At 59.6% G+C, this 15202-nt stretch carries 16 protein-coding genes; 6 read left to right on the top strand and 10 right to left on the bottom strand.

The window, feature by feature from the left end; all coding sequences use genetic code 11:
* The 3 genes from LY284_RS36110 to LY284_RS36100 form a co-directional block, all read right to left on the bottom strand.
* A partial coding sequence (locus LY284_RS36110) for a transposase (RefSeq protein ID WP_233392051.1) occupies nt 1–353 on the bottom strand: 353 nt, incomplete at its 3' end.
* A 309-nt stretch (nt 354–662) separates the two neighbouring features.
* The gene (locus LY284_RS36105) at nt 663–1823 is read right to left on the bottom strand and encodes an IS30 family transposase (RefSeq protein WP_233392049.1); all 1161 of its coding nucleotides are present in this window, start codon (nt 1821–1823) and stop codon (nt 663–665) included.
* A gap of 455 nt (nt 1824–2278) precedes the next feature.
* Entirely contained in the window at nt 2279–3148 is an 870-nt protein-coding gene (locus tag LY284_RS36100) for an H-NS histone family protein (RefSeq protein WP_233392047.1), read from the bottom strand.
* 242 nt (nt 3149–3390) lie between these two features.
* Between LY284_RS36100 and LY284_RS36095 the strand changes: the two genes are divergently transcribed.
* The gene (locus LY284_RS36095; protein WP_233392044.1) at nt 3391–4317 is read left to right on the top strand and encodes a site-specific integrase; all 927 of its coding nucleotides are present in this window, start codon (nt 3391–3393) and stop codon (nt 4315–4317) included.
* Between the two features lie 123 nt (nt 4318–4440).
* On the opposite strand, the gene LY284_RS36090 is transcribed toward LY284_RS36095, so the two are convergent.
* On the bottom strand, nt 4441–4761 hold the full coding sequence (locus tag LY284_RS36090) for a hypothetical protein (protein WP_233392042.1): 321 nt from the start codon (nt 4759–4761) through the stop codon (nt 4441–4443).
* Between the two features lie 260 nt (nt 4762–5021).
* On the opposite strand from LY284_RS36090, the gene LY284_RS36085 reads away from it, so the two are divergent.
* Complete coding sequence (locus LY284_RS36085) at nt 5022–5351, top strand: hypothetical protein (RefSeq protein ID WP_233392040.1); 330 nt, start codon at nt 5022–5024, stop codon at nt 5349–5351.
* Nucleotides 5352–5485: 134 nt separating this feature from the next.
* On the top strand, nt 5486–5728 hold the full coding sequence (locus tag LY284_RS36080; RefSeq protein WP_233392038.1) for a hypothetical protein: 243 nt from the start codon (nt 5486–5488) through the stop codon (nt 5726–5728).
* A 20-nt stretch (nt 5729–5748) separates the two neighbouring features.
* Here the strand turns inward: LY284_RS36080 and LY284_RS36075 are convergent, their stop codons facing one another.
* The 5 genes from LY284_RS36075 to LY284_RS36050 all read right to left on the bottom strand — a co-directional run bounded on the left by LY284_RS36075 (nt 5749) and on the right by LY284_RS36050 (nt 9262).
* Complete coding sequence (locus LY284_RS36075) at nt 5749–6192, bottom strand: Fis family transcriptional regulator (RefSeq protein ID WP_233392037.1); 444 nt, start codon at nt 6190–6192, stop codon at nt 5749–5751.
* A gap of 35 nt (nt 6193–6227) precedes the next feature.
* A complete protein-coding gene (locus LY284_RS36070) occupies nt 6228–6926 on the bottom strand; it encodes a hypothetical protein (RefSeq protein WP_233392035.1) in 699 nt (232 codons plus the stop codon).
* Between the two features lie 653 nt (nt 6927–7579).
* Nucleotides 7580–8539: an SOS response-associated peptidase family protein gene (locus tag LY284_RS36060; RefSeq protein ID WP_233392031.1), complete on the bottom strand. Its 960-nt coding sequence runs from the start codon at nt 8537–8539 to the stop codon at nt 7580–7582.
* Nucleotides 8540–8565: 26 nt separating this feature from the next.
* Nucleotides 8566–8922 carry a hypothetical protein gene (locus LY284_RS36055; RefSeq protein ID WP_233392029.1) on the bottom strand — a complete coding sequence of 119 codons (357 nt, stop codon included), beginning with the start codon at nt 8920–8922 and terminating at the stop codon, nt 8566–8568.
* Nucleotides 8923–8995: 73 nt separating this feature from the next.
* Entirely contained in the window at nt 8996–9262 is a 267-nt protein-coding gene (locus LY284_RS36050; RefSeq protein ID WP_062258568.1) for a hypothetical protein, read from the bottom strand.
* 132 nt (nt 9263–9394) lie between these two features.
* Here LY284_RS36050 and imuA point away from each other — a divergent pair, with 132 nt between their 5' ends.
* The 3 genes from imuA to LY284_RS36035 are packed head-to-tail and all read left to right on the top strand — an operon-like array spanning nt 9395 to nt 14656.
* Nucleotides 9395–10108: a translesion DNA synthesis-associated protein ImuA gene (gene imuA / locus LY284_RS36045; RefSeq protein ID WP_233392027.1), complete on the top strand. Its 714-nt coding sequence runs from the start codon at nt 9395–9397 to the stop codon at nt 10106–10108.
* Nucleotides 10032–11495 carry a DNA polymerase Y family protein gene (locus tag LY284_RS36040; protein ID WP_233392025.1) on the top strand — a complete coding sequence of 488 codons (1464 nt, stop codon included), beginning with the start codon at nt 10032–10034 and terminating at the stop codon, nt 11493–11495. Before imuA ends, LY284_RS36040 begins: the two co-directional genes overlap by 77 nt.
* Nucleotides 11496–11506: 11 nt before the next feature.
* Complete coding sequence (locus LY284_RS36035; RefSeq protein WP_233392023.1) at nt 11507–14656, top strand: error-prone DNA polymerase; 3150 nt, start codon at nt 11507–11509, stop codon at nt 14654–14656.
* A 23-nt stretch (nt 14657–14679) separates the two neighbouring features.
* Here the strand turns inward: LY284_RS36035 and LY284_RS36030 are convergent, their stop codons facing one another.
* Nucleotides 14680–15174 carry a DUF2934 domain-containing protein gene (locus LY284_RS36030; protein ID WP_233392021.1) on the bottom strand — a complete coding sequence of 165 codons (495 nt, stop codon included), beginning with the start codon at nt 15172–15174 and terminating at the stop codon, nt 14680–14682.
* Nucleotides 15175–15202 lie beyond the last annotated feature (28 nt).

The following is a 15202-nucleotide window of genomic DNA, read 5'->3' as shown; positions in this document are numbered from 1 at the left end:
TGCGCGGCTTCGGAGACCGGCCAGCTCACGGTTATCGACTGACTGCCCCGGCGAACTTCGACACGGATCTCCGTCGAGGCTACCTCCTTTACTCCCATAGCAACAGGGACGAACGCTGGTAGGGGTGTCGATTGAGCTTCTGCCGGGCCTTCAGACAAACGCTTTGGAAGTTTGCCTTCTGCCTGATCAAGCCAGCGGCGCAATAGATTCGCGTTGAGCCGATGTTCCAGCGCCACGGCCGACACTGACACGCCGGTGCCTTGGCAAGCGGCGACAACGCGCGCCTTGAATTCTTCGGTGTAGCGCCGACGACGGCGACGCGTCGGCAACGCCTCTTCTTCGATAGTGTTCACGTGTCCGCTTATTCGCTTTAGTGGACACGATACTCCCAACTGTTTCAGCTACATTCAAGGTGAGTTGCCGAGCCGCTTACGTTGGTCCGACGCATACTATAGCTTGGGTTGGCGAGGGTGGATCTGCTCCCAGTTCGAGAGGATCGTCGGCGCTGGCCCGGGAAGGCGCACGCAGTTCGTTGCGGTGCCGGCAAACCGGGCAGGCGAAGGAGATTTCCTCGATGTCTATCTCCGGTTCCGCGACTCTCTGATGGAAAAACGGTCAACCAGCTGCCAAACCAGACCACCGACCGCAATCCGCCGGCGGATTCAACCGATCGATGCAATAGTTTTCTGGAACCGTTCAGCCGGCGTTTCGTAATTCAGCGTCATGCGTGGACGCTCGTTCAGCCTTCTTGCCACGGCATTGAGTTTGGCCTGAGAGTAGACCGACACATCGATCCCTTTCGGGAAGTACTGCCTCAGAAGACCATTGGTATTTTCATTCGAACCGCGTTGCCAAGGGTGTTTCGGATCACAGAAGTACACGGCAATGTCAGTGGCGATGGTGAATCGTTTGTGGCCCGCCATCTCCGTGCCGCGGTCCCATGTGAGCGATTTATAGAGTTCGTGCGGCAGCTTGCTGGCATGTTTGATCAGCGCTTTGACCAGCGTCTCACTGTCTTTGCTGGTGATCCTCACTAGCATCACATAACGCGTCTGCCGCTCTACAAGCGTTGCAATCTGGCTGCCGCTGCTGCCACACAACAGATCCCCCTCCCAGTGACCGGGCACCGCACGGTCTTCCACTGCGGCAGGCCGTTCGCTGATTGATATCGCATCGCGGATCCTGCCGTGGTCCTCCGTTTTCTGGGTGTGATGTCGCGATCGACGCATAGCTCGGGTGCGCCGTAAGTGTTCCAGCAGTTCTTTCTTCAGGGCACCCCGTGCCTGAATAAACAGACTACGGTAGATGGTCTCGTGTGACACGTGATAATCCTCGTCGCGCGGCCAGGCGCGTTTAAGCCATCCAGCAATCTGCTGAGGTGACCACTGCAACTGGAGCTTGTGGGCAACGATACGTGCCAGAACCCGATGCCTGACCAGTTTGCAGACCTTGGGTCGGTGCGCCCGTTCCCACGCAAGCTCGTCCGCGTGGCTGGCCCGATAGCCTTTCTCTCCACTGTTGCGCTTGATCTCCCGACAGATCGTTGACGACGATCGCGATAGTCGCCGTGCGATTGACTGGATCGAGTCTCCCGCGGCCAGGCCTCTCGAGATCTCCTCGCGTTCAGCGAGAGTGAGCGCGAGCCTCGATCGTCGCCGCGGCGCAGGCTGGATTCCTCCAGTTTGCGCCAGAATCCCTTCTACCGACGAATGATTGCGATTAAAAAGCTCGGCGATGTGCTGCAACGACTCACCAGCACGCCAGCGCTCCCACATCAACGCCTTCTGACTCTCGCTGTAATAGATCCGCGTTCTGTACTTCATCTGCAACACTCCCGCTGCTCATGCAGCAATCATTGTGTTGCATCGATCGGTTGAATCCGCCGCCACATTGCGGACGTAGAACCCAACCTACCCCAATGACGGCAATGGCCGATGACGGAGCCTCGGTGTTCGTCACGCACTAGCTACGTAATTGAAGGAGGGGAAAAGCAACCCATGAACGACGGCGCTCGTCGTCCATTTCCGTCGCCTGGCGTGTACTCGCCCTGTCTTATCGCCGATATCGATGTCCGAAGTCGGCACCTCTAGTTCGGCTTGAATCTGGCAACCGTTCGCTTTTCGAGCACATCTGCAAAACGAGGTTGTCACTTTGGACTGGCGGCCTTCCGGACTGCATGACTCGACCATGGTGTCACTAGCAGTCCTTCGGGCCTTGCATAGCCTGTCATACGCAGCGCTCGGTTGCCGCGCGATTTCAACTCGGAACCACAGTCCAGTTATTCGCTTTCGGAACTTGTCGCTTCGATGGCAGTATCAGGGGCTGACGCCTCCGCAGCCGGTGTCACGCTTTGTGATTCCCCGCGAGATTTTCGCGCCGGACGCGCACCCCTCGAACGTGCAGGTTTCGTCGCGGCGCCCTTCTTAGCTGCCGTGCCCTTCTTTGCTGTGGTCGCTTTCTTCGCCGAAGTCGACTTTTTCGCGACCGTAGACTTCTTGGCTGCGGTTGACTTCTTCGCCGACGTGGGCTTCTTCGCGCCGGCCTTCTTAGCAGCCGGCTTCGCCCGCTTCGCCGGGGTCGCCACGTCATTTTCTGACTTCTTCGCAGCTGCACCTTTCTTGGCAACCGTTTTCGCTCCTCCGTCCTCGCCTCCAGCGCCGCTGCCTTCGATCAGATACGCGCTGCGATCCTTGGCTGTCGCTATCCAGCCTGGCGCGCGTCCGAATCCGCTCCATGTAAGCCCGGAAACAGGATCACGGTATAGCGCGGGCTGAGGGCCCTTGCGCGTTGCCTTCTTGCGCGCCGCCGGTACCGTTGAGCGCGTCGCAGTCCCAAGCCCGTCCGCTACGAGGAATGCATCGCGATTACGTGCGTTGGCGATCCATGCGGGCACCCGCCCCCGTCCACTCCAGGTGGCGCCTGTCTTCGGATCGGCGTACTTGGCTGAAGTCGCTTTTTGCGAGGTTTTGACTTGGACCTTAGCTGAACCCTTGCCCGTGGATGCAGCAACATCTTCAATCGTGATTTCATACTGAGCCATCAAGTCTCGAATCTGCTTGATCACTCCGCCGGTCTTTTTGAGTTTGATCGCTTGCGCCTGCGCTTCGAGTTTTTTGATACGAGCCTGAATTGCTTCCAAATTGGCCATGTGGTCCTCATCGTTTAAAAAGTGTCCGCACTATGCCACGGATGCAATTGAACAAGCTAGCGCGGTGAGTGCTTCCGAGGAACTATGCGGCGTGACAAACGCATCGACAAGTAGCGTTTACAGATGGTTTCTAAACGCTGTTTGGAAGACCGCTCTTGAAGGGTCTTTTTTTTTAGCGGGTGTTGGCGAAGCGAGAGCTTCGCGTTAGATTGGGGGCAGCGCAATTCAGTATATCGATTTTTATGCAGACCGATTTGTGGCTTTCTGATCCTGAGGCAGCCTATTCTCAGTGGCAGCGCGCGGAAGCGACTGGCGCCGATCGCCGCGCGTTTGCGGATCAATCGATCGTCCAGCACTGCTCCATGTTTTCGCGATTCAATGACTATTTGGCAACGCGTCGCCATAGCGTGATCAGCTTTAGCTCCGACCAGATACAAGGCTTTTTCGACGAACTGGAGCACGACTGTCAGCCAGGGACCACGACGCGGCTTCGCTATCTCAAACTCGTCGATCGGTTTGCCCGACACCTCGTGGCGATCAGTCTGCGAACGGAAAATCCCGCTGCAGAGATGCTCGCTCATGAGCACTGGCCGGAGGACGAACCGACGCCGGTCTATCTGTCGGAAGGGGATGACAGGCGCCTACAGGCCGTATGCGTCTCAGCAAGTTGCGAATCCGTGAAGGAATTGCGGAACACCGCGATCGTCGCCGTCTTTCTCGGTACCGGCATCACTGCTGCCGAATTGAGCCTGCTTCGAGTGCAAGATCTTGAGCCAGAGGGGAATCGGCCCAGCGTCATAGTAGAAAAGCACGGTCCACGTCTTGCACGACGCGTTCCCGTCGACGGCTTTGCGCTCGATGTCCTGCGTGCGTATCACGACGTCCGGGTCGAGTTGACTTGTCCGTCCGATTGGCTTTTCGTGGCGACCAGCGGCGGCAAGCCCATGAAGCCGGACACACTGCTCAAGTGCGTTCGCGCCGCCTTGCAACGAGCAGGGTTGTCCGCGGCGGACGAAAGTCCTCGGCTCCTCCGGAACACCTATGGTCGACGGCATATTGCGGCTGGGAAGACCAACGAACAAGTCAGCAACCTGCTTGGACTGTCAAGCCACCGCACGGCGACGCGCCTACGTCAAACACTGAAATGTTCCCCTTCAATCGAAGGGTGACCGTAAAGGAGGGAAATGCCTCCCTATCATGAATCCAGCGCAACAAGGGCAGTCCATCTGAAACGCTCATCGACAGCGATGGCGACGTCCTTGAGCACATAGAGCCGCTCAAGACACCGCGACCTAGTCGCACAGCGCAGGTTCAGGCTCGTCCGGTTCGTCGCGGCGGGGCGCAGCCTTCAGCCCAGCGAGCGCGCTTTGCCTCAAACCTTGCTCGACGAGTAACAGGCGTATTTTCTCCATCGCGACAAGCTGGCCAAGATTCTCTTCAGCCCACACCTTCTGGACCGCGGAGAAGTACGCTTCGATCTCCTCGATCGCTCGACGCACTTGCGCCAGTTCCAATAATAGCCGCTGAACGTCCTGATTCCCGCGATATTTGACCCAAAGCGCACGCCTCTCGTCCACGCCGACGGGCTCAAAGCGCGGCAGCTGGCGTGCCATTTTCGCGCGACGCTCTTTCTAACGACTCGGTCCGATACATGACTTCCCCCGTCTGTTTTGTCATTGCACGCCATCGTATTGAGAACTGAGACAGATCGCGTCTGCTTTGCCAAATTCATAAATATGCCGCCGTTCGTGTCGAAGGTGAGACGGACCGCCGGCAACGCTCCGAGCGCGCTTGACTTGGCCAGCCCATGAATAGGCTAAGAGATAAGCGGTTCAAACCGCGCGGGTATTACGACCATCTCTTTCAGGCGACCATGACTTACACCATCGACCCACTTAGCATCGAATTCACCGAAACCCGCCGCGGCGTCAACGCGACGGCCAAGATCCTCCGCGAAGGACAACGCATCGGCACGATCAATGACTTCGCCGAGCGCATCGTGACCGACGTCTTCTTTAACACCGAGCAAGAGCGGGCGGCGTTCGCGGCCGAAGCACGACGGAATTTGGTGAGCGTTTTCGGGGAGGCCGATCACAGCGACAGCGCGTACGTCTCCGAGTACGCGCGCCAGCTCCTCGAGCAAGCAGAGCAGCTGCTGCTGGCGCAATCGCAAGACGATCAGGTCTTGGACGCCGATCAATGAGCGGGCCATATGCAGTGGGAGACTGGGAATCGGTCTGGGCCGGCGAGCCCTATCTCACCCACCGGCTCGTGCTTGATCTGGCGTCAAAACACGTGATTGCGGGACAAGACCGACATCGCAGACGCCGAAGTCATATGAGCGTCGACGACTGCGTCTATCTCAAGCTGATTCTCGACGAAACCTTTGACGACATTTGGGAGTCGCCCACTAAATACGGATTCAAAATCGTGCACGAGATTCCCTCATGGGCGCTGGAGGCGTGGCCTTGGCCGCACCCATTGACCGGCGAGGATGAGGAAGGCGACGACCAGTCTTTCAATGAACCTGTAGGTATCGATGAGCACGGCTGCCGTTTCCCGCTGCCGCCCGAAAAGTAACTTCGCGAACACTGCCGAACCTAACCCTGCAAGCGAACCGACGCTACCATTCGGTCGAGTCGCGCGGTCGCCGCCACGATGTGGCCGAAGCGCACTTCTCGCAACTGTCGATCATGTTCGTTGACAACGGCGGTGAGCGACTCGACGAGCCACTCGCCGAAGTCCCACTCGCCGCTCTTTTTTCCAGCATCGAGAATCGCAAGCACTGCCTCTTCAACCTGACGGACGAAAGGCAAGTCGAGCAGCCCGTGCCCCGACTCGGTCAGGAAACTCGTGAGCAGGACAGTCTGGGCGAGAACAATCGTTTCGTGTCGGGCAGCGCGTTGCCCGCGTACGGCTTCGAGCGCAAGGCGTGACTGCAGACACAAGGCGTCCGCATCCTCCCGAGGCATCGGAAGAAGAAACTTCTTTGACTGCAAACGCCCTGGCTTCTTGGGCGACTTCCTCTTTTTGGAAACAGGCATGACGGCGAAATTTCTGTCGATGACAGCCCTGCCTATTAAGCGATGCGAGGGTTTCCTGGCTCCGATCCAAATAACGTGGCCGACTCTCCAGAGGGGACGGCCACGCTGGTGCGCTGCTTGACGCTCTCCACGCGCTTTTCTTCGGCACGAGCGATCAACGTCAACAGCTCGCGGCTCAGATCGGCATCCTTCGCGCCCGGCCGCCAGGGCACACACCCGTGCTTCATTCTCGTTTCGCGAGCCAGCGTCAGCGCATCCCTTGCCGCTTTCGCGCTCTCGAAACTTACCTCATCGCAAAATGCGACAGGATCGCGAAACTCCGAGAACGAGGTGAGGTCTTCGCGGCCGGCATGAATCCTGGCTGGAAAGTCGCGTAAATCGGACACGACGCGGTGGCTGAGTCGCCGCCACTCGATCTTTTCGGGGTAGACAAACGCCGGCAGCATTGCACTTTCCGCAGCTTCGCGATTTCCGGAGCGGGTCGCTTCGTCCCGGGCCCACTCCGCACGGTGCATCATGGCTCTGCACACTCGTGCGTACCCTTCGAGCGATACAGCAACCTCCAGAGCCGCGTCGCGTCGATCGCGTCGAGCGGTGATGCGTTCCTTCAATCCTCGCATCGCAAGCACAACGATCGCGCTAATGGCGCTTGATGCGCCAGCGATCGCGAGCCAGTTGGGCCATTGAACCTGCGTCCAAAGTGCCGACACTTGCTGCCATTGTGCCTGCCACATAGCGTGTCCTCAGAGCTTTGAAGCAGCAAGTATAGAAAATTCCGCTCGTTTTTCTAATACTGGGGAATGTCCGACTGCCCAATATGATCAATACGCGACCGTGGGTGCCTGCCAGAACCGTGCCGTCGTCGGAGAATCAAATTAAGTGTCCATTCAAGACAGGCGTCTTCACATTCAGTTAATTTTTTCGAGCTATTCTGGCTTCACTCGCTCGACATAAAAGGGGACATGAACGATGATTTTCTATCATCACGGTGCGGCCATTCAGCCATCCGTCACACGCGTCGGCCGCGCGTTCGTTGCCCGCGCATCGATTCTCGAAGAGGACGGTGAAGCGACCTCGCTGGGCGATCTTGGCGTGTTCGCGAGCAAAGACGGTGCATATCGATTCGCCATTCGCTGCGCGTTTGCTTTCGTCGATGGGCAAACCCTGCCACTCCCACCTTTCAAAGTACAGCACTGACGGTGTAAGGCAGCGTAATTGAAACGATCAAAATGAGAACGCCGTAACGTTAAAGCGCACTTTTTGTCGCAAAGTTTCGATGATTCTCCCGTTCTTGCTTTCAATCGACCATGAGACGGTTGGGATCCCGTCTGCCCCGATGACGCGAAACGCTCCCGGTTCGCAAGCCATCAAATTGGGCTGCCAAATGTCATGCGGCGAGTCGGTGTTCGTAGTACGGGCGATCGCGATCATCCAAGATTCCGTACAGCGCATCGAGATCCGACGGATCGGGATTCAACCATGCCTCGACGTTCTCGGGCTTGATTGGCACGATGCAGCGATCATGTCCAGCTGCGACGACTTCGGGCGGCGGATCATCCGTGATGGCCGCAAACGACAGCAGGTCGGGTTGATCTTTGGCTGTCCAGCGCGACCACAAGCACGCGATCAGCATGTCACCGCCTGAATCCGGCGTGAACTCGAGCACCACGTTTTCATCCTTCTCACCTTCTGCGAGCGAGCGCCCCTCCATCCGCGCCCGGCTGACGTTCTCGTAAAATCGATTCACGATCATCACGCCGTGTGAATGTCCAAACAGTGGTCGCCAGAACCCTTCAAGTGAATCGCGGCGGCTGTTATATGTGCCTGGGAAGCGCATGTCGTAGTTCGCAGGCTTACCCGCGATGCGGCACTGATACCGCATCGGCTTCACAACGTACTGTCCGTTCTCGACGACGAGCACTGGCGCATAGTGACCTGGAAAAATCCGTGAGTCACGGTCCTTGGGCGTCGTGCGACGCAAATCGTCGAGCCGACGCAGATTCGAATAGATCTTGTCGGTCGCAATGCGCCGACTTTCGGTCGCGGCCTTTGTCGCTTTCGTTTGCAACGCCCGCTCGGCATCGGCCAGGCGGGTGCGCTGCTTGAAGAGATCCTGCTCGAGCGCGGTTACCTGTTCGATGTTGAACCGATCAATGAATTCCTTGATCTGACGCTCATCGTCGCTTTGCGGTTCACGGAAAGCGTCTTCCATCCCCTTCGGAATCTTCGCCTTGCTGCCTTCGGCGCGTTCCCAGAACAGGCGCGCGAATTCACGAATGTCCATCTGCGCGCCAAACATCTTCACGTATCGCCGATAGTCAGCTTGAATTTGCGCCGAGTAGCACACTGCCGCCCCCTTCGATGTCGATTCGGTTAGGTTGCCGTACCCGTTGCCTCGCGGCACAGTCTCATCATCTTTTGGACCACGGTGCTCGCATGGTTCAGCCCCATGTCGCCGGTGAAGAGCGCCTGCACGTCTGACTGGCGCACGGCGATGCCAGCCCCTTTCAGATCACGTCGAGCGATTTTGAAGGCCAGTTGGCCGATGCGGATGCGCTCGAGCCAGTGCATCGTGACTAGGTTACGCTTGAGCCAGATGCGGCAGCTCTCCACGACGTGGTCCACGCGCCATTCTTGGGTCAGCGCGTAGGAAGCGGCAACGGTCGCCACCAGAAAGCAGAGTAAATCCGCTCGGGCGCCTGTCAGTTCGTCAATATCGGGTTTGCTCATCTTATTTCCTGTTCCCAACATACTAACCACTTAATTGCCAACTACCTGCAGGTGCGGACGGGCTCCGGGACTTTCAACGGCAGATCGACCGCCAGTCGCTCCAGCGCAGTCCCATTCCGACGCACGAACCATCGCATCCCGCGCAGTAATGGCGATTGCGCACGCTGTCGTCGACCTGCCAGCGGTTGAAATCATCCACCGACTTCGTCCCGACTGTCCGGCCATTCTCCTTGGCGAAGAATGTCGGCTCGCCCGCTTTGCCACGGGCGACAGCTTCGTCGATCGTCGCGTCGCCGAATGCCTCGCGCAGCTTGACGACGAAGTCGGCGAACTCGGGCATTGGATGTCTCGGGTGCAAGCTTATTGGTCAGGTTTGTCTGCGGCCAGTTAAAAGTGCGCAACGCACTGCTTCGATTTTTGAGCTAAGATACCACTGTATATTTATACAGTATTCTTGCCAGCCCCTTTTACCATGGCCGCTCTGCCTCAAGACATCGCGTCGCTTCACCCCGGGTTGTGGCTCGGCTCTCAACTCGCGCGTGCGTACGGCAAGATCATCGACACCGGCTACGCAGCCCTGTCGGCGGAGCTGCCTGGCGGTGGCTGGCCGATCGGCGCACTGGTGGAGTTGCTGGTTCAGCAGCCGGGGATCGGTGAAATGCGGCTGCTCAAGCCCGCGCTGGTGGCAGCGAGCAAACGGCCGATCGCACTGCTGCAGGCGCCGCACGTGCCGAACAGTCTGGCGTTCGCCTACCTAGGCGTGCCGCTGGACAAACTCATGTTGCTGCGGGCGCCGAAGACGGCGGATGCGCTCTGGTGCGCCGAGCGCGTGCTGAACGCTCGAAGTTGCGGCGCGCTGCTCTTCTGGCAACAGCACGTTCGGTCAGAAGCGTTACGGCGATTGCATCTGGTGGCACAAGCGACCGAAACATTACTGATTCTGGTTCGACCGCTCGCCGCCGCCCAGGATTCGTCGCCCGCGGCGTTACGGCTGGGGGTGCGGCCCGCCGACGGCGGAATCGTCGTCGATGTCATCAAACGAAGAGGTCCAACCCGAACCGACCCACTGTCCATCCACCTCCAACCGACTCCGATTCTGCTCAGCCCTCATGGCCGTGTTCGTCGCCATCTTCCTGCCCCGGCTTTCGCTGGAGGTCTTCCGTCCGAGATGGTCATCTCCGACTGAACACGGCTGCGTGGTGCTCGAGCGTGACAAGGTGATCGTGCTGGATCAGGCAGCCAGAGACGCAGGGGTGATGGTGGGGATGAAGCGCGGTGGCGTCACGACACTCGCGGCCGACGCGCTGATGCATGACCGCAGCCCCGAGCGCGAGCTCGATATGCAACGCGAAGTCGCTTTCGCGCTGCTGCGCTTCTCGCCTCAAGTCGCCGTGCGCGAGGAAGAAACCGTCGTCGTCGACGTGACAGCAAGTCTGCGACTCTTCGGCGGCATCGTGCAGGTCTGTCGACAGATTCGAGAGACAGTCAAAGCCATCGGCGTCACCGCCCGCATGAGCGTCGCCCCTACGGGTCAAGGCGCGTGGCTGCTTGCCAAGCGTGGTCGCCGGCGCGTGCTCAAGATGAGTTCGCTCGAACGCTATCTGGGCGAGCTGCCCTTTATGGTTGTCCCCGAAGCTCGCTCCTTCGGCGACTGGTTCAACGGCCTCGGTTGCCGAGTGCTCAACGATATTCGACGCCTGCCGCGTGCAGGTCTCAAAAAGAGGTGTGGCGTGGATTTACTGGATTCGCTTGACCGCGCCTACGGCCTGTCGCCCGAACTCTACGAATGGCTGGAGTTGCCGCCGTCCTTTAGCGCGCGTACCGAACTGCCCGATCGCGTCGAGCATGCCGAAGCCATTCTTTTCTCCGCGCGGCGACTGATCTTGCAGCTGTGTGGCTGGTTGAGCGCGCAGCAGCTCGCGCTCACGCAGGCGACCATCACGCTCGAGCACGAGCGCGGCCGCCAGGCCATCGAGCCGACAGTCTTCGAGATTGCACTCGCGGAACCCACATGGCACGAGGAACATCTTGTTCGCCTGCTCAAGGAGCGACTCGGGCGCGTCGAACTCGAAGCGGCCGTCATTGCGCTCCGACTCACGGCATCGAAAGTACAACCCGCTGAGCCGCCCAGCGACTCGCTTTTCCCCGATCCGGGAGGTTCCGCGCAGGACCACAATCGCCTCCTCGAACTGCTGGTGGCTCGCTTGGGTGCGGAGAATGTGCTGCGGCCAGCGCCGACATCGGATCATCGACCCGAACAGGCGAATCAATGGCTGCCGGTGCAGGCCACGACCAAAGCATGCCCGCCTCCCGACGAGCTTCCGCGGCCGACGTGGTTGCTGGATACGCCCGTACGGTTGATGATCAAAAATCACCGACCGTTCTATGGCTCGCCCCTCAAGCTCGTCTCGACGGGCGAGCGTATCGAAGCAGGCTGGCACGACGGAGCGCTGGTCACGCGCGACTACTATGTCGCGCAAGCCACCGATCAGAGTTGCTACTGGATCTACCGTGAACGACCAAGCGTGAAAACCGAAGAAGTCCGCTGGTTTCTTCATGGGTTGTTCGGATAACGGGTGTCGCCGTGGATCTCTTCTCGTCGGCCCTACCCGATTACGCCGAGCTTTTCGCGTTCACGAACTTTTCGTTCCTGCACGGCGCATCGCACGGCGAAGAGCTCGTGCTGCGCGCCTCGCAACTCGGCTACTCAGGTCTGGCGATCACCGACGAATGCTCGCTTGCAGGCGTCGTGCGCGCCCACGTGCAGGCGAAAGAAGAAAAGCTGCCGCTCATCATCGGCTCCTACTTCCGGCTCGTCCACGCGGACAAGAGCCCGGCGTTCGGCCTGGTCCTGCTCGCACAAAACCGCAACGGCTACGGCAATCTGTCCGAGCTGATCACGATCGGCCGCATGCGGGCGGCAAAGGGCTCGTACCTGCTCACGCCGCACGACCTCTCGAAGCCCGAGAAGGAGTACGCGGCTCTGCGCGGCATGCCCGATTGCCTGGCGATCCTGGTGCCAGACTTTCCTGCGAAGGAAGACGCGCTCTCGGCACAGGTCGAGTGGCTCAACGAGACGTTTCCTGCTCGTGCGTGGGTGGGTCTCATCCTGCATCAACGCGCGATGGATGACATTCACCGAGGCAGCGTCGAATATGTCGCGGAACGACACCGCGTCCCGGTCGTCGCGCTCGGCAACGTCGTCATGCATGTGCGCTCCCGAAAGCCGCTGCAAGACACAATGACTGCCATTCGCATCGGCAAGCCCGTCGCCGAATGCGGATACGATCTCGCGCCCAATGCCGAGCAGCACCTTCGTTCTCGCCTGCGCCTCGCCAATCTGTACCCCGCGCACGCGCTCGCGCAGACACTCAACATTCTGGAGCGCTGCACCTTCTCATTGGATGAACTGCGCTACGAATATCCCGATGAGCTCGTGCCGGACGGTTTCACCCATGAAGCGTATCTGCGGCAGGAGACCTACATCGGCGCGCATAAGCGTTTTCCGGCTGGCATCCCACATGACGTTCAGCAGCAAATCGAACATGAATTGCAGCTCATCCGCGAGATGCGCTACGAAGCATACTTCCTCACGGTCTACGACATCGTTCGCTTCGCGCGCAGCCAGCACATACTGTGTCAGGGACGCGGGTCCGCGGCGAACAGTGCGGTCTGCTATTGCCTGGGCGTGACCGAAGTCGATCCGTCGCGCGGCAATATGCTCTTCGAGCGATTTATCAGCAAGGAACGCGGTGAGCCGCCCGATATCGACGTGGACTTCGAGCACCAGCGCCGCGAAGAGGTTATCCAATACATCTATCGGAAGTACGGCCGAGATCGCGCCGCGATTGCCGCTGCGGTCTCGACCTATCGGCCCCGCGGCGCACTGCGCGAGACCGGCAAGGCACTCGGGATCGATCCGCAGATCGTCGACAAGGTCGCCAAGTCGCACCAGTGGTTCGATCATTCTCAGGACCTACTGCGGCGCTTCGAGGAGTCGGGCCTCGACCCAGCCAACCCGCTCATTGTGATGTGGGCGAAGCTCGCCGCCGAGATCCTGAATTTTCCCCGTCACCTGTCTCAGCATTCCGGCGGCTTCGTCATCAGCCGAGGCAAGCTCACGCGGCTCGTACCCGTCGAGAATGCCGCGATGGCGGATCGGAGCGCGATCCAGTGGGATAAGGACGACCTCGAAGCACTTGGGCTTCTGAAAATCGACGTGCTCGCGCTCGGCATGTTGTCGGCCATTCGTCGCACCCTCGATATCGTCTCCGAGCAGCGCGGCGAGCGCTTCGAGATGCAGGACATTCCGGCAGAGGACTCTGAAACGTACGAGATGATCTCGCAGGCGGACACCGTGGGCGTTTTTCAGATCGAGTCACGTGCGCAGATGAGCATGTTGCCGCGCATGCAGCCGAGGACCTTCTATGACCTCGTGATCGAAGTCGCCATCGTGCGTCCAGGTCCGATTCAGGGCGGTGCTGTTCATCCGTATCTGCGGCGCCGGCAGAAGATCGAACCCGTGAGCTATCCGAGTGCGGAACTGGAGACGGCGCTCGGTCGGACACTCGGCGTGCCGATCTTTCAGGAGCAGGTGATGCAAGTGGCGATTCTTGCTGCAGGCTTTACCCCAGGCGAGGCGGATCAACTGCGTCGCGCGATGGCTGCGTGGAAACGCAAGGGCGGCCTACAGCAGTATTACGATCGCATCGTCAACGGGATGCGAGAGCGCGGCTACGAACTCGCATTTGCCGAAGCAATTTTCGAGCAGATCAAGGGCTTCGGCGAATACGGCTTTCCGGAGAGTCACGCGGCGAGCTTCGCGTTGCTGGTGTATGCGAGCAGTTGGCTCAAATGTCATGAGCCGGCAGCTTTCCTTGCTGCGATGCTCAACAGCCAGCCGATTGGTTTTTATTCGCGGTCGCAACTTGTACAGGACGCAAAGCGTCACGGAGTCGAGGTCGTGCCGATCGACGTCACGATCAGCGGCTGGGACTCGGTGCTTGAGCGTCGCATCGACCGCGCGCAGCCCGTTGTTCGTCTCGGACTGTCGTTGCTTAGAGGCATGCGTGACGGTGCGGCGGAGCGCATCGAGAACGCCCGGGCTGTTAAGCCCTTTGCGAGCGTGAGCGACTTGGCGCGCCGCGCTCAGCTTGATCGGCATGACCTGCAGGTTTTGGCGGGGGCGAACGCGTTGCACTCGCTTGCTGGTAATCGTCGTGAAGCGCTCTGGCAATCGGTCGTGGCAGTGCCCGATCGCGACATCTTGGCCGACAGCCGGATTGATGACGAGACGCCCGAGCTTGGCGCGCCGTCTGAGGCCGAAGACATCGTCAGCGACTACCACGCGTCGGGACTGACACTGGGGCGACATCCGCTTTCGCTCTTGCGCCCAACGCTCCTCGAACAACGACTGATGCCAGCCTCCACCCTGCGGACCTATCGAAACGGTCGGCTGGCACGCGGATGCGGGCTCGTCACCGTGCGACAAAGGCCCGGTACAGCGAAAGGTGTGATGTTCGTTACGCTCGAGGACGAAACGGGAAACGTGAACGTGATTATCTGGCCGTCGCTTCTGGAGAAGCAGCGGCGTGAAGCATTGGGCGCCGCGTTGCTTGCGGTGTACGGAACCTGGCAATGTGAGGGAGAAGTCCGCCACCTCGTGGCCCAGCGACTTGCCGACATGTCACATTTGCTAGGCGGGCTCACGACCGTCAGCCGCAATTTCTGCTGACAGAACCCGCCCCACCATCACGCTCACTGCAAAGGAGACTCGCCTTCGGCAGGCAGCGCCTTCCGAGGCTTCTTCGCCCGCACGGGCACCGTCTCGGACGCCCTGGCGGCCCCCTCGGCCTTCTTCGTCTTTTTGGCCGACTTCGGCTCGCCGACAATCGCAGACTTCTCGGCCGCTTTACCCGCCCCCTTCGTTGAGGCCGTCTTATCTCCCTTCGCCTTTTCCTCATTGCCCGCTTCAGCCGCGCCGCCTTTTCCTTCAAGCGTCGCTTTCGCCTTCTTCCCTTTCGTTACCGCGACGCCGCTGTCTTCGTTCGGAAACTTCTTGGCTCGCGGCGCTTTGCTCACTGTTGCCGGTGAATGCCCAAGCGGGGCGGTACATTCCCCGTGAATCTGTGCGATCGCCTCGCACCAGTAGTGATCGTCGCGGCCATGTTGGCGACCATCCGCTTCCCAAAGTAGGTAGGCACGAAAGCGAATGCTCTCCTCGGATGGCATGGGATTCGACGTCGATTGCATGCTTGGCTCCATAGAACGGGTGTCAACG

The sequence above is a fragment of the Caballeronia sp. PC1 genome (assembly GCF_021353155.1).
GTDB lineage: Bacteria > Pseudomonadota > Gammaproteobacteria > Burkholderiales > Burkholderiaceae > Caballeronia > Caballeronia cordobensis.
The sequence above is the reverse complement of the archived record's forward strand: the minus strand, read 5'-3'. Positions and strand labels throughout refer to the sequence as shown.